The sequence below is a fragment of the Methanohalophilus euhalobius genome (assembly GCF_900215215.1).
Taxonomy (GTDB): domain Archaea; phylum Halobacteriota; class Methanosarcinia; order Methanosarcinales; family Methanosarcinaceae; genus Methanohalophilus; species Methanohalophilus euhalobius.
Map to the genome: position 1 here is coordinate 1 of NZ_OBDR01000008.1, position 13,678 is coordinate 13,678.

At 42.7% G+C, this 13,678-nt stretch carries 11 protein-coding genes; 5 read left to right on the forward strand and 6 right to left on the reverse strand.

Annotated elements, in window-relative coordinates; all coding sequences use genetic code 11:
• Positions 1-324: 324 nt before the first annotated feature.
• Positions 325-474 (forward strand): hypothetical protein, encoded by a 150-nt coding sequence (locus CP947_RS10560; RefSeq protein ID WP_164909077.1) that lies wholly within the window; start codon positions 325-327, stop codon positions 472-474.
• Here CP947_RS10560 and surE read toward each other — a convergent pair whose 3' ends face one another.
• From surE to CP947_RS07500, 4 genes are all read right to left on the reverse strand, one after another.
• On the reverse strand, positions 475-1,263 hold the full coding sequence (gene surE / locus CP947_RS07485; RefSeq protein ID WP_394328815.1) for a 5'/3'-nucleotidase SurE: 789 nt from the start codon (positions 1,261-1,263) through the stop codon (positions 475-477). It abuts the gene before it with no gap.
• Between the two features lie 49 nt (positions 1,264-1,312).
• The gene (locus CP947_RS07490) at positions 1,313-1,792 is read right to left on the reverse strand and encodes a hypothetical protein (RefSeq protein ID WP_096712600.1); all 480 of its coding nucleotides are present in this window, start codon (positions 1,790-1,792) and stop codon (positions 1,313-1,315) included.
• Positions 1,789-3,387: a BCCT family transporter gene (locus CP947_RS07495; protein WP_096712601.1), complete on the reverse strand. Its 1,599-nt coding sequence runs from the start codon at positions 3,385-3,387 to the stop codon at positions 1,789-1,791. Before CP947_RS07495 ends, CP947_RS07490 begins: the two co-directional genes overlap by 4 nt.
• A gap of 108 nt (positions 3,388-3,495) precedes the next feature.
• The gene (locus tag CP947_RS07500) at positions 3,496-3,771 is read right to left on the reverse strand and encodes a hypothetical protein (RefSeq protein ID WP_096712602.1); all 276 of its coding nucleotides are present in this window, start codon (positions 3,769-3,771) and stop codon (positions 3,496-3,498) included.
• 247 nt (positions 3,772-4,018) lie between these two features.
• Between CP947_RS07500 and alaS the strand changes: the two genes are divergently transcribed.
• The 4 genes from alaS (at position 4,019) to CP947_RS07525 (ending at position 11,705) form a co-directional block, all read left to right on the forward strand.
• The gene (alaS, locus tag CP947_RS07505) at positions 4,019-6,793 is read left to right on the forward strand and encodes an alanine--tRNA ligase (protein ID WP_096712603.1); all 2,775 of its coding nucleotides are present in this window, start codon (positions 4,019-4,021) and stop codon (positions 6,791-6,793) included.
• A gap of 98 nt (positions 6,794-6,891) precedes the next feature.
• A complete protein-coding gene (locus CP947_RS07510) occupies positions 6,892-7,959 on the forward strand; it encodes a response regulator transcription factor (RefSeq protein ID WP_096712604.1) in 1,068 nt (355 codons plus the stop codon).
• A gap of 578 nt (positions 7,960-8,537) precedes the next feature.
• Positions 8,538-11,135, forward strand: a complete 2,598-nt coding sequence (locus CP947_RS07520; protein WP_096712606.1) for a valine--tRNA ligase — start codon at positions 8,538-8,540, stop codon at positions 11,133-11,135.
• Positions 11,136-11,183: 48 nt separating this feature from the next.
• Positions 11,184-11,705 (forward strand): universal stress protein, encoded by a 522-nt coding sequence (locus CP947_RS07525; protein ID WP_096712607.1) that lies wholly within the window; start codon positions 11,184-11,186, stop codon positions 11,703-11,705.
• Here the strand turns inward: CP947_RS07525 and CP947_RS07530 are convergent.
• Positions 11,698-12,339: a MarC family protein gene (locus CP947_RS07530; protein ID WP_096712608.1), complete on the reverse strand. Its 642-nt coding sequence runs from the start codon at positions 12,337-12,339 to the stop codon at positions 11,698-11,700. The genes CP947_RS07525 and CP947_RS07530 overlap by 8 nt on opposite strands.
• Before the next feature lie 51 nt (positions 12,340-12,390).
• The gene (locus CP947_RS07535; RefSeq protein WP_096712609.1) at positions 12,391-13,671 is read right to left on the reverse strand and encodes a mechanosensitive ion channel family protein; all 1,281 of its coding nucleotides are present in this window, start codon (positions 13,669-13,671) and stop codon (positions 12,391-12,393) included.
• Positions 13,672-13,678 lie beyond the last annotated feature (7 nt).

Sequence of the window (13,678 nt, forward strand, 5' to 3'; positions counted from 1 at the left end):
TCTAAGTCTACAAAATTCATTAAAAATAGCTTATTGAATTTGACAGTTACCGTGGATTACATGAGAAATAAGGCAAAAAGATACATTTACGCTAATTTTGATGCAATAAATACACTGATTTTAAGGCAAAAAGGGATGAAATCGTAGAAATTGACTTGAATTATTTAATACTGTCAAATGGGTTTTCCTGACAAAAAAGTGAAATTTTTAGGTTGGAAGAGGAGACGGTTTCTTCAGCAAGGAGTGAATACTGTCAAACTTGGGATACAAAGAATAATAAATATTGGAATCCATTCTATATGCACAAAAAGGGAAGTGTCAAAAATGAAAGTCGAACTTAATGTTGATGGTAAAAATATAGAAATAAACGATTTTGTACAGAAATTCCTGGGAAAAACTGCGGCTGCGGCTGCAGAAAGTCTGCATGGTGTCGACCCAACCTGGAAAGAGATCGACATCCACATCAAAAAATAATCAAAATAATTTTTCTATTTCCGAGTTGTCCACCCTGGAAGTCGAATCCAGACTCAGAGGTGTTATCGATATGTGCCCCTTCTGGGTAACGGCATGTACATCGGTACCTTCTTCACCCTCTGGTATCGGGTCGCCTGCAAGCCAGTAATATGGCCTGCCCCTGGGATCATGGCGCTCTTCGACTTCCATATTGAAAAACTTTCTTGCAAGGCGGGTGATCTCGATCTCGGTATCTTCTTTCACATCATGCGGCAGGTTTACATTCAATATATCCACGTTTTCAGGCAGCCCGTGTTCCAGGACCTTTTTCGCAATCCGGTTCACTACCCTGATACCGACCTCGAAATCATGTTCATAATCCCGCAGGTCATCGAATTTGAGACCCTGTTCTATGACCTGGATGGAAACTGCAATTGCAGGGATGCCATAACTTGCACCTTCCAGTGCCGCACCCACGGTTCCTGAGGTAGTCGCGGTATCCGTACTGATATTTTCCCCGATATTGAATCCCGACACAATAAGGTCGGGTTTTTCCTTCATAACCGAAAATATCCCCAGTATCACTGAATCAGTGGGAGTACCGCCTATTGCATAAGCATCCACGCCATCTATCTTTGTACGGTTCATCCGCAGGGGCTCAAAAATAGAAATTGACCGCCCTACACCGCTTTTCTGGAAAGCCGGTGCAGCAATCGTCACATCGCCCAGTGAATCCACACTTTTGTAAGCAGCACGTATTCCCGCAGAATACACACCGTCATCATTGGTAAGCAGAATTTTTTTCGACATGGAAAGCCAGATTGACCTTAAGGGTTTTAAAGGTAATGAATTGAAAAAATCAGTAATTGATCCATTTTGAGTATTCGTCGACAAAACATTCTATGATATCTTGCCGGGTCAGATTCTCTATATCATATTCATGGACAGTACCGTTGCGAAGTAATATTTCCACCTTACGGATACGTGGCTGCTCTTCATCTGCATGTGCCGGAAAAGCAAAACCGGCCTTTTGATAGGCCCTGCCCCTTATTTCAAAATAGAATTCTTCAACCTGTTCATCTGGTTTTTTGACGGAGGGGACATAAACTGTCAGAGAGGCGGAGTTCATCCCGGTATCATCCACATTGACCTCAACCGTTCTGCCATATTTTTCAATTTCCTTTTTCAGGTCGTCATAGGCAGGAAATACCACATGTTTGAAAAAATCCCTCATATTGAGTTCTGCAAACCTGACATGCATTTCCTCCGTAGTCCTTTCCCCGGAATTTTTCTTTTCCGCCTGAAAAATATCCCGCAATTTTTGTTCCCACATGTTCATTTGGACCCGCCTTTGAAAAGTTCTCCTACCAGTTGTTTAGCTCTATTATCTGATGTATTTTCCGGCGGTTTTTTCTCCGAATCTATGACCCTGTAGCTATCAGACTCGGTTTTTAATCCCTTCGATACACTGTAACACATCAGAATTAAAACGACACAGAATGGCAGAGCTGTGGTAAGGGCAGCTGTTTGCAACCCCACAAGCCCCCCGGTCAACAGAAGAACAGCTGCAACAGCACCCTGAAGCAGGGACCAGAATAGCCTCAGGGGAATTGCTGGTTTGGGATCTCCCCCTGAGGAAAGGATGGAAATAACAAGGGAACCCGAATCAGACGATGTAACAAAGAAAGTCATTACGACAATCGTTGCAAGAGCAGAACTTAGCAATGAACCCGGCAATTTATCCAGCAGGACATAAAGGGCCGTCGGAATACTTGTCTGGACAGCATTTACAATACCACCGTTACCAAACACCTCCATATGAATTGCTGTGTTACCAAAGACGATAATCCAGATGAAAGTTACAATTGCAGGAACAAGCAGTACTCCCCTGATAAATTCCCTGATTGTGCGCCCCCGGGATACACGTGCAATGAACATGCCAACAAAGGGTGACCAGGAGATCCACCAACCCCAGTAGAACATGGTCCACATTTTCTGCCATTCCAGACCAGTGAACGCATCGGTCTGGAAAGTAAGGTAAACAATGTTTTGCAAATAGTAACCTATACTTTGTACAAATGAACTCAAAAGGAAAACAGAGGGACCTACGATAAAGACGAATATGACAAGGGCAAGACCCAGCAGGATATTAACCTGACTCAATATACGTATTCCCCTGTTCAGACCTGATATCACAGAAGTAGTGGCTGCAAGAGTTATGAATACAATCAGCAAAATCTGGTTATTTATAGACACCGACATCAGACCAAGATAATCCATTCCTGCATTAATCTGCATTACACCCAGACCCAGTGAAGTGGCAACACCAAACAATGTGCCAAAGATGGCCAGCACTTCTACAATGTTTCCACGTATTCCATATATCCTGTCACCAAACAACGGATACATTGTAGAGCGAATTGTCAGCGGCATATCATGCCTGTAGGAAAAATATGCAAGCGAAAGCCCCACCACAGTATATATTGCCCAGGCATGAAGCCCCCAGTGGAAAAAAGAGAGGTTCACCGCTTCAACTGCCGCCTCAATTGTCCCGGGTGCAGCATCCCGGGGAGAAGCGAAATGAAGAATTGGTTCTGCGACACTATAGAAAAGCAGCCCTATGCCCATACCTGCACTGAAAAGCATTGCAAACCAGGTGGTATCTTTATATTCCGGCCGATCCGAATCCTTGCCCAACCGGATGGATCCATAGGGACTGAAATATAGCCAGATAACAAATAGGAGGAAAAATGCAACTGAGAGAATGTAGAACCAGCCAAAGTTTACTACAATCGTATTTTGGAATGTTCCAAAAATTTCAGATAATCTTTTTGTAAAAAAGACCCCAATCGACACGAAAAATAATACCAGAACTGCCGATACATAAAAAACATGAGGATTTACCTGAAACCCGGGACTTGCCTTTATCTGCATGTTGCCTCCTATCTATATAATAGACTGGCACAGAGACAAGTTATAAAAAAGTTTTGATTGTATATTTACTGATTCGCATAAAAAGAAGGTAAGAAAAGTAAGAAGAGTTCAATCATTCATAGAAAAGGGAGTTACTAACTTTGCATAATTAACTTCATGAATATTCTCATTTTCGGAAATGTCACTCACAAACTGGGCTCCGTTAACTTCATAGTCACCCATTCCATAGGTAGTTTCAAATTCTTCTTCCGCTGCAACAGGATCACAGAGATATATTTGGAGTTGCCCATTTGGATCAAGGAATACTGAAGGATGAACACCGGTTTTTTCGTAATCTTCTACTGCGCTCCTGAAAACCATTGACATGTAATTAATAGTCTGCATTAATATCATCTCCTAAATAGAAGAATCTACTTATGGACATTCATATAACCTAGATGTACACAAATTGCTCAAAAGTAAGCTTATTAATGTATGCTTGTGTTCAAAAAATATGGCACAATAAATATAAATATCAAATAATAAGTGATTGAGAAGGTGTATATATGAGAAATATTTTTAAACATGGGGGCATTAGGCATAAGAATCTGAGGCTCTATTGTTACGATTAACTATTCAATTTGGGATTATTATGCTTGAAGAGGAATACGATATAAATTTCTTCTACGAAAACGGTTTTATCAGAAAACAGTGCCAAAAATGTGGCAGTTATTTCTGGACCCGTGACAGAGACAGGGATACATGCGGAGATGCACCCTGTGACCCATATTCATTCATCGGCAACCCCGTCTTCAAGAAAAAGTTTAATCTTGCACAGATGAGGGAGTTTTATCTTAGTTACTTTGAGAAAAATGGACACACACGTATTGAAAGATACCCTGTGATAGCACGCTGGAGAAATGATATCTATCTTACTATCGCCTCCATAGCAGATTTCCAGCCCTTTGTAACTTCCGGACAGGTTGCTCCCCCTGCAAATCCACTCACCATATCACAACCATGTATTCGCCTTTCTGATCTTGACGCAGTAGGAAGAAGTGGCCGTCATCTGACTACCTTTGAGATGATGGCACACCACGCATTCAACAAAAAGGATAATGAGATCTACTGGAAAGACCGGACAGTACAGCTCTGTGACGGCCTGCTCAACGAACTTGGAGTAGACCCATTTGCTGTAACCTACAAAGAAGAACCCTGGGCAGGTGGCGGAAACGCCGGTGCCTGTGTTGAAGTTCTTATAGGTGGCCTGGAAGTGGCAACCCTTGTGTTTATGAATCTCCAGCAATCCAAAGACGGAGATATCGTGATTAAAGGTGATACTTACAGGAAAATGGACAATTACATCGTGGACACAGGGTACGGGTTGGAAAGGCTGGTATGGGCATCCCAGGGAACCCCTACTGTATATGATGCTATATTCCCGGAAGTTGTCGGGGAACTTATGGAACTGGCAGGTGTGGAACATCGGCTGGAAGATGAAGATTATGCAAATATTTTATCCCAGAACGCCCGGCTTGCAGGCCTGATGGATGTAAGCGAAAAAGCAAACCTGCTGGAATTGCGCAAACAGGTAGCTTCAAACATAGGAATTACTGCTGATAAACTGGGCACCATAATGGAGCCCGTGGAAACGGCATATGCCATTGCAGACCATGCCCGTTGTATAACATTTATGCTGGGTGACGGAATAATACCTTCAAATGTCAAAGCAGGATATCTTGCAAGACTTGTGATCAGACGTACAATGAAGATGATGCAGGACCTTGGCATCACAATCCCGTTATCTGACATTATACAGATGCACATCAACCATCTCCCCGAATACCCTGAATTCGCCGACAGATTTGATATAATAAACGACATACTGGATAACGAAGAAAAGAAATTCCAGGAAACCCTGCAGCGTGGGAAGAAACTCATACAAAAATCTGCAAAGCACTACAAGAAAAAGGGAGAAAAAATGCCTCTTGACACTGTTATAGACATGTATGACAGTCATGGCATACCGGCTGAGATATCCAAAGAAGCTGCCTCTGAAGTAGGAGTGGAAATCGAACTACCCGATAATTTTTACTCCCTTGTCGCTGAGCGGCACAGCAAATCCGTACAGGAAGAGGAAAAAGAAATCCCCTATGCAGATCATCTCAAGAAACTCCCCCCTACAAAACGGCTTTTCTACGATGAGCCAAACAGAATGGAATTCGAAGCTGTTGTTCTTGATGTTTTTGACAATAATATAGTGCTCGACAGCACACTTCTCTATCCTGAAGGAGGGGGACAGCCGCCAGACCATGGCACATTCATGGTAGATGATGCCTTACTCAAAGTAATCGATGTCCAGATATTTAACGGGGTGGTCACCCATACCATAGAAGAAATCGAAGATGAACTCCATATTCGAAAAGGAGATATGGTTACGGGAAAAGTGGATGAAAAACGTCGTATGGCACATGCAAGAAATCATACTGCAACCCATATAATAAATGATGCAGCGCGGCAGGTGCTGGGAGACCATATATGGCAGGCAGGTGCACAGAAATTCGTCGACCGCGCCAGGCTTGATCTTTCTCATTACAAAAGGATTGCTCCTGAGGAACTCAATGAGATTGAGATGATTGCAAACCAGATGGTAATGGAGAACAAACGAGTAATTAGCGAGTGGATGGATCGCAGTACCGCCGAAAAAAGATACGGATTTAGCCTTTATCAGGGCGGAGTACCACCAGGGGACCGCATTCGCGTATTGCATGTAGGAAGCGATATTGAAGCCTGTGCTGGGACTCACTGCACCTTTACCGGTCAGGTTGGCCCCATCAAAATCCTGAAGACAGAACGGATACAGGATGGAGTGGAACGTATTGAATATGCAGCAGGCGAAGCTGCTGTTGTAGCTTTCCAGGCAAGGGATAAACTTCTCAGAAGTTCTGCAGAAACATTGAGGGTATCTACCGAGCAGCTACCGTCAACCATTGAACGTTTCTTCACTGAATGGAAAGAATTTAAGAAAGAAAATACCCGGCTCAAGAAAGAACTGGCAGAATCCCGCGTAAATCACTTAATTGAAAATGCTGAACATCTAAAGGATATTCGCTTTATAAGTTCAAGAGTCGACGGTGCAGATGCCGATGAACTTACCCGAATGGCAGGAGAACTTGCTTCAAGTGACGATATTGTTGCATTACTCTTAAGTGATCATGAAGGTGTCAAGATCGCAGCTGCTGCGGGTGACAGTGCAGTTTCAAAAGGGGTTAACGTAGGAAACATCGTACGTAAAATAGCAAGTCTAACCGGCGGAGGCGGAGGAGGTAAACCTTCAATGGCACGTGGCGGAGGTCAGGATAGTGCAAAGATTGACGAAGGACTTGCATTGGGTCGCCGGATGGTAGAAGAGCAACTCAGGGATTAATCATCAAACAGGTTTGGGACTTATTATAATGTGAACAGAAGTCCCAAACATTAATATTCTAAAACGCCAAATAGAGATATCAGGAGGAGTAGAGGGAAATGTCCGGCGAAGATACCGCAGAGATTATGGATACTTTTCGTGAAGGACTTGCCGACAAAACTACTGTTTTTCTGGCTCCTGCAAGTGTATCCAGTGAAAGGTTAATCTATTTTTATATTCATTCCATACTCGAAAATGATGATCAAAAGAATATAATATGGCTCTGCCTGAAAAACTCAAGAGACAAAGTGATAGCTAATTTTAGAGATTACGGGATGGATATCGAAGACTATCTGGCCAGAATGTGGTTTATAGATATTGAAGACCCTTCAAAAGAGAAAAAAGAAAACATCCTTTACTATTCTTCTCAGACCGATTATATGAAAATCGGGTCACATACATCTAAACTATTTTCTGAAATGCCCGGGTCAACAATGGTCATTGATGACATGAACATCCTTTCAAAGGATAATCTCCAGGTTGTTGAAAATTTCCTGAAATACGTCATGTCAAATGTCCACCAGCATGAAGGAAGCGCTGTATCAATGCTCAATAAAGGTTCTGCTGGTGAAAAAGAAGGAACTTTGGTATCCTTTTTCGATGTTGTAATAGATGCCTCGGATACAGGAGAGATGCATGTTGAAATGGGACTGAATAGTCTTGATGTGAAATACGTAGTAGACAAGGGAAAAATCAATCTATACTATATCCAGAAAAAGGTCAAAAAAGAAAGACTCAAAATACTTATTGTAGATGATGAACCCGATATTCCTGATCTTTTGAAATTGTCCCTTAAAGATGAACCCTACGATTTTTTAGTTGCATATAACGGGAAAGATGCCATTGAAATTGCAAGAGAAGAACTCCCCGACCTTATATTACTGGATATAATGATGCCTGATATGGACGGTTATGAGGTCGTTGAGACCCTGAAAAAGAAAAGGGACACAAGAGACATTGCAATTATCATGATTACAGCCAAAACAAAAGTAGATGACAAACTAAAGGGAATGGAACTGGGTATCGATGATTATATTTCAAAACCCTTTGACAAAAGAGAAGTTAATGCCCGTATTAAGATGGTTATGAAACGTTTTGGCTGGAAACCCCCTGAAGAAAAGGAATGATTTACTCAACTTTCCTTTTGTAGCTTTTGTAATTTGAATATTATAACTACAACCATCAAAAACATTAATTTTAAAAGCTCTGGTAACCGCAACAAGTTGCAGGCCATACCTGATAAAAAAGTACCCAGGTGACAGGATGAAAAAAGAAAAATCATTATATCGCAACCCATATCTTATAGCAGTACTCTATATCATTGCAATTCTTTTTCTGTATACGGTATACCGTGATCTGATAGCTATAGCTGTTGGCGGGATATTTATTACCATTTTTGGCCTGATGTACGGAGTGCAGGAACATGACAGAGATCTTATATTTTACTCCGGTCTATTTTTTTATCTGCATCAATCGTGGCAATAATCATAGCAGGTACCTTTGTTTCAGTCATTGTATAACTTAAATTGAGTTCACCAAATCATACTTTGTGGCCATGCTATTCTATAGAAGCCACTATTACACATAAGCAAACCTTTAATATAAGATTAGACAAGATGTTGTTCGAGATTTGCCGGACATACACATATTATGCCATCCGGTACTGAATATCAAACTTATTTATCATAATTATCGGAGTGTCCTGATGACGATCCCTAAAGAATATAACCCCCAAGAAGTGGAAAAAAGATGGCAGAATGCCTGGGACATGTCAATGTACCATTTTGATTGGGAAGATGAGAATAAACCCCAGTATATAATAGATACCCCGCCTCCCTATCCTACAGGCAATTTCCATATTGGAAATTCCCTTAACTGGTGTTACATCGATTTTGTTGCAAGATACAAACGCATGCAGGGATTCAATGTTATGTTCCCACAGGGATGGGACTGTCACGGCCTTCCCACCGAGGTGAAGGTGGAAGAGATACATGGCATTACTAAAAACCAGGTCCCAAGAGCTGAATTCAGGAAGCTCTGTGAAGAACTTACAATCGGAAATATAGAGAAAATGCGCCAGACAATGCGCATGCTGGGTTTCTCGGTGGATTGGAGTAATGAATTCATCACGATGAAACCCGAATACTTCGTGAAAACACAGCGCTCCTTTGTCCAGATGCAAAAGCAGGGACGTATTTATCAGGCCGACCATCCGGTGAACTGGTGTCCGCGCTGCGAAACAGCTATTGCCTTTGCGGAAGTCGAATATGAAGCAAGGGACACAAAACTGAACTATTTGAACTTTGATAAAGTCAAAATCGCCACCACAAGACCTGAATTGTTGGCTGCCTGTGTGGCTGTGGCAATCAATCCCGATGATGAAAGATATAAGGAAAAGATTGGTGAAAATGTAAAAGTACCTTTATTTGACCATGAAGTGCCTGTAATCGCTGACAAAGAGGTCGATCCGGAATTCGGTACAGGTGTGGTAATGATATGCACCTTCGGTGACAAACAGGATGTACGCTGGTGGATCGAGCACAACCTACCTCTGCGTAAGGCTATTGACCGGAATGGCTTTATGACAGGTATTGCCGGCAAATATGAAGGAATGAAATCTTCAGAATGCAAGGATGCAATCATTAGGGATCTCAAAGAGCAGGGTTACCTGTACGATCAGGACAGCCTTGATCAGAATGTGGGAATGTGCTGGCGTTGCAACACACCGATAGAGATCCTTTCTGAAAGGCAATGGTTTGTCAAAATTGAAAATGATAAAATCCTTGAGACTGCAAATGAGATCAACTGGATTCCCGACTACATGAAGATACGTCTGGAGAACTGGACAAACACCATGGAATGGGATTGGTGTATATCCAGACAGCGTATTTTTGCCACCCCCATACCTGTGTGGTACTGCAAAAAATGTGGAAAATCCCTGATTGCAGAAGAGGACTGGTTGCCTCTTGATCCCACACAGACAAAACCTCCAATACCCTGTGAATGTGGTTCGACTGATTTTGAAGGTGAAGAAGATGTACTGGATACCTGGATGGACTCATCCCTGACAGCCCTGCACGTTACAGGCTGGCTTACAGATCATGAAATGAGATCACCTGCACAGCTGCGACCCCAGGGCCACGATATTATCCGCACGTGGGCATTTTACAGCATACTGCGCTCCAAAGCCCTTCAGGATTCCAAGCCATGGGATTCTATCATGATAAATGGAATGGTACTCGGAGAAGACGGACACAAGATGAGCAAATCCCGGGGCAACATCATTTCTCCGGAAGAGGTCGTTGACCAGTACAGTGCGGATGCGTTCCGCCAGTGGGCTGCAATCGGAGGTTCTACTGGTTCTGATGTAATGTTTAGATGGAAAGACGTGGTATCAGGGTCCAGATACTTTAACAAAATGTGGAGTATCTTCCGCTTTTCAATGTCCCATCTGGAAGAAGTACTCCCCGACATCCCTGAAGTTGCCACATCCAGCCTGGGCACAGTGGATCGTTGGCTGCTCAGCAAACTCAACAGGCTGATAATTTCAGTAACCAAAAATATGGATAACTATCAGTTCGACGAAGCCTGCAAATCCATACGCGGATTTGCCTGGGAAACCCTTGCAGACAACTATATCGAACTTGTTAAAGCCAGACTATATAGAGAGGATGAAACTTCAAAGAGAGCAGCTCGTTACACCCTCCACACAACTCTGGAAACTCTGACCCGCATGCTTGCACCCTTTGCGCCTTTCTTTGCAGAGGAAGTTTATTCCCATATTTCTACAGGCAGCGTCCACCAAACAAAATGGCCCTCTGCACACAGGGAAATGATCGATGAAACTTCTGAGAAGCAGGGTGAAATAATAAAAGACCTCGCAAGCAGTATCCGCAGGTATAAATCCGATTCAGGGATGGCTCTGAATGCTCCTCTCAAGAAGATCGAGATATATTCTGTAATGGATGATGTTACCGATCTTGAGGGAGCTACAAATTCCGCGGTGGAAGTTATAGAAGGAAAACCCGAATTTGAACATGTGCCTGTGGATGTGAAACCCAACATGGGAATTATCGGACCAAAATTCCGCAAACAGGCTGGCAGTATCATCACTACCCTGAAAAGCATGGATGCATCCCGGGTTGCACAGATGAAGGAATCCGGATCCATTGATATTGAAGTTGATGGAGAAAAAATAAGTCTGGAACCTGAAAGTGTGGAAATAATAAAAGAAGTGACGTCTGCAGGCAGGACAGTGGATGTTATTGAAGTCAGCGATGTAATGGCCGTAATATTGCGCTGAATTAGCTATTTATTGGAGTACTCCCCTTGTTTCTATGGGGGAATACCAATGGTCTATAACACTATATTGATAACTACCGACGGTTCTGAAAATGCCCGAAAAGCCGTGCAATCGGGAATAGATTTAGCAAGTGCATGTGGTTCAAAGGTCTATGCACTTTATGTAATGGAAATGAATCCCGGAGGCCTGACCAGGGAAGCAATACACCGGGACTGGAAAACGGCAATGCAGGTGTCACTTCCAGAACACATATCTCCGGCCCAGTGGCGCGAATTTGCAAAGATTGCCGACGAGAACTGGAGAATAGAGCGCAAGAAACATCTCGAGGAAAAAGCAGAAAATATTCTTTCCTACGTAGAAGAACTCGGGAAAAATAAGGGCGTAGATGTCGAAAAAGTACATATCGAAGGCAAACCTGCAAATGAGGTCCTTGATTTTGCCTCCGATAAGAACGTAGACCTGATTGTAATGGGCACATTGGGCATGGGTTCTGACGGGACATTCCGGCTGGGACGTGTAGCAGAAAGAGTGATCCATAATGCCAGCTGTGATGTAATGTCGGTCAGGTAATTCCTGCAAGGTTACTGTATATATTCCACACACCATGAGTTACAAAATCCACCGCAAGAGCTGCAAGGAAAAGCCCGAGCAGCCTGGTGATAACATGTGCTCCGGTGTATCCTATTAATTTATAGAGACGGCGGGAATAATATAGAGTCACAAAGCATATGCCAAATGTCAGCAGAATTGCCAGCAATACCACTAGTTTATAGGAAATTAAAGGGGAGGTACCTGAAAGCACGACTACGGTTGTGATTGTTGCAGGCCCCGTCATCAATGGAAGGGCAATGGGAAATATCCAGACATCATCACGGCTGAGGGATTCATGAATTTCCTCTTCAGTTACACTTTCCCCGGATACTTTTGAGAGCAGCATATCAAAGGCTACCTTGAACAGCAATATTCCACCAGCCACCCTCAGGGAATCTACACTAATCCCGAAAACATTGAGGATGCCGTGACCGGTAACGGCAAAGAAAATGCATATCGCACAGGAAAGAAGGGTTGCACGGGTTGCTATACTGTTTTTTTCTTCCTGTGTCATGCTGCTTGTTAGAGAGATGAACGTTACGACTACTCCGATCGGACTCACTATAATGAAGATGCTAACAAAGGAGTAGATAAAGAATGATACAACGTCCATATCCGGTCACTATAGCAATCTGGTATTTAAAAGTGATCCTAAATAAGTTATTTAATTAACATCATTTTCACTGACAGATTCTTTACTTTCTGATAAACCGTAAGATTTTTTGTCCTCAATCTCACAGGACTCGGATTCCATTATTTTCACCATTTGGTTATAATCCTCAAGAATGCTGTCCATGATGGAACTGAGGTGTTCAAGCACCTTGGAGTGAAGCAGGCCTTCGGGCGATGATTCCATTTCTCCCGGTTCCGGGGCTTTTTCCAGTGCCTCAACAATCTGCTCTATGTTGCCCAAGCGATCCTTTATAGAAGACCAATTATTCTGCTGGATTTCGGCAGATTCTTCGGGAAGGCAGGAAATTTGTTTTTCCACTTTTGCCTTTTTATTATCAAAATATTCCAGCGTTTTTCTGGCCTTTTCCAGCATTTCAGCTTCTATAGCCTTATCAAAAATAATTTCTTCGGTGGATACTTCAGGAATATAGTCCCTATCTGGACGGAATTCCTCCTCATTCTCCTTTTTTTCCGGTAGAGGAGGAATGAATCGTTTGCCATTATTCATGACTCTCTGGTTCATGAATGTAGGAGATACAATTTCAATATCCATTCTATGAAGGGAGTCCAGCACTTCCTTCTTAAAATTAGAACGATCAGTTAGCAAGGCTTTAGTCTCTTTCAGCAGACCTCCCACCTTGTAGGTGACGGAGAAATCCCCCAGCTCAAGAACATGTACGAAAGGATCTTCCAGGCCTGCCTCATCAGCCGCCTTGAGAAGGGCTGTTTCAATATCCTGCCGGCATATATCATAACCCAGTGAAACGTTAGTAGAGATTATAGTTCCCGACGAGCGTATGGTAGTCAGGGGGTTGGACATTATTTTCAGGTTTGGCACGGTAATCAGGTCACGATCTTCTGACTGAATTCGTGTGTAGAGTATGGTTTTGTCCGTCACCCTGCCAAAGATTTCACCGCTTCTTATATAATCACCCACATTGAATGGCTTGATGAGCCGAACCATTATACCGGACATTCCATTTGAAACAAAAGTGGTAGAAGAAAGAGCTACCGTAGCACCAACAATAATACCTATCGCACTTACAATGATCTGTTTTGAATCACTGGATATCGGCAGGGAAAATATAACCAGCATCATACCCAGGAATGTTATAAGGGTAAAGAAAAGATTCCTTATGAAAGGGTCACCTTTGAAAACCAAAGATTTTTTGAAAAGATACTGGAGCAGCAGGATCACCAGCAATGTCAATATAACTATGATTATCGTCAAATAAAAATCATCGGCCCCTACTGCGATACAATATTCCTCCATTAATACT

Coding starts and splice junctions, on each gene's coding strand:
- CP947_RS07500 (WP_096712602.1), bottom strand. CDS start 3,771: ATGCAGACTATTAATTACATGTCAATGGTTTTCAGGAGCGCAGTAGAA.
- surE (WP_394328815.1), bottom strand. CDS start 1,263: ATGTCGAAAAAAATTCTGCTTACCAATGATGACGGTGTGTATTCTGCG.
- CP947_RS07520 (WP_096712606.1), top strand. CDS start 8,538: ATGACGATCCCTAAAGAATATAACCCCCAAGAAGTGGAAAAAAGATGG.
- CP947_RS07490 (WP_096712600.1), bottom strand. CDS start 1,792: ATGAACATGTGGGAACAAAAATTGCGGGATATTTTTCAGGCGGAAAAG.
- CP947_RS07510 (WP_096712604.1), top strand. CDS start 6,892: ATGTCCGGCGAAGATACCGCAGAGATTATGGATACTTTTCGTGAAGGA.
- CP947_RS07535 (WP_096712609.1), bottom strand. CDS start 13,671: ATGGAGGAATATTGTATCGCAGTAGGGGCCGATGATTTTTATTTGACG.
- CP947_RS07530 (WP_096712608.1), bottom strand. CDS start 12,339: ATGGACGTTGTATCATTCTTTATCTACTCCTTTGTTAGCATCTTCATT.
- CP947_RS07495 (WP_096712601.1), bottom strand. CDS start 3,387: ATGCAGATAAAGGCAAGTCCCGGGTTTCAGGTAAATCCTCATGTTTTT.
- alaS (WP_096712603.1), top strand. CDS start 4,019: ATGCTTGAAGAGGAATACGATATAAATTTCTTCTACGAAAACGGTTTT.
- CP947_RS07525 (WP_096712607.1), top strand. CDS start 11,184: ATGGTCTATAACACTATATTGATAACTACCGACGGTTCTGAAAATGCC.
- CP947_RS10560 (WP_164909077.1), top strand. CDS start 325: ATGAAAGTCGAACTTAATGTTGATGGTAAAAATATAGAAATAAACGAT.